The organism is Oleiphilus sp. HI0132, assembly GCF_001635845.1.
In genome coordinates, this window is sequence record NZ_LWGJ01000077.1 from 1 (window position 1) to 807 (window position 807).

Genomic DNA, 807 nt, shown 5'->3' on the forward strand with positions numbered 1-807 from the left:
CCACCGCTGACGACTTCACCCGCATAATCGGGCACGGCATAGGCTTCCATAGTGAAAACCCCCACCTCATCTATTTGTTGCGTCACCGACACAACACCATCATCTGCCAATGTAAAGGCCACATTGCTCTCGGCAACATTGGCATTAACACCACTTAGCGGTGCAATAAGATTACTACGCAACGATATTGGCGAAGGACTGATATAGCTCTCAGCCGTTGTTGCGCTTGCATCCGCGCAGACAGCTCTAAGCTGCTGAGTAAAATTATCACCGACCGTTGCAAACTCACTGCAAGATCCAAAAGGAGAAGAACAACTTGGCGCGCTCGGTACAGTCGACTCAATCAAGGAAGGAGAGACAACAAAGGCATTAGACATAAGACCTTGCATAAGTGGCGTTTCACTGAGCCCATCCTCATGTTCAAAGTTAATAGACAATATTTGTCCAGCATCTAAATGCCTAACGTCAAGATCTGCTACACCTTGATCAAAATCTAAAGTCAGATTATCACTAGCAGGTAAACTGTTAGCGATAAGCGTGTTATTAAGGCTTAGGGAAGTCCTGGCCGTATCTGCAATAGCGGGTGACTCATCAGATTGATAATTCACCTCAAACCATGCTTTTAAATCTTTACTCCCGTCAAAATCAGTCAACACTGAACAAGCACTACCACTTGGTTGAGTTTGACCGACAGCGGTTAATGTCATCGATTCAGAATTACCACAAACAAAAGAGGCCGGGTTGGTGGCAACAAATCCGTAAGCACTAAAGTTTGTACCCGGCGTTGCGGTAGAGCTTACACTCTCT

At 45.8% G+C, this 807-nt stretch carries 1 protein-coding gene; it reads right to left on the minus strand.

The genetic code is table 11. The features are described from left to right. Positions 1-807 (minus strand): DUF6701 domain-containing protein (locus A3766_RS30060; protein WP_197479155.1); only part of this gene is annotated, 807 nt, incomplete at both ends.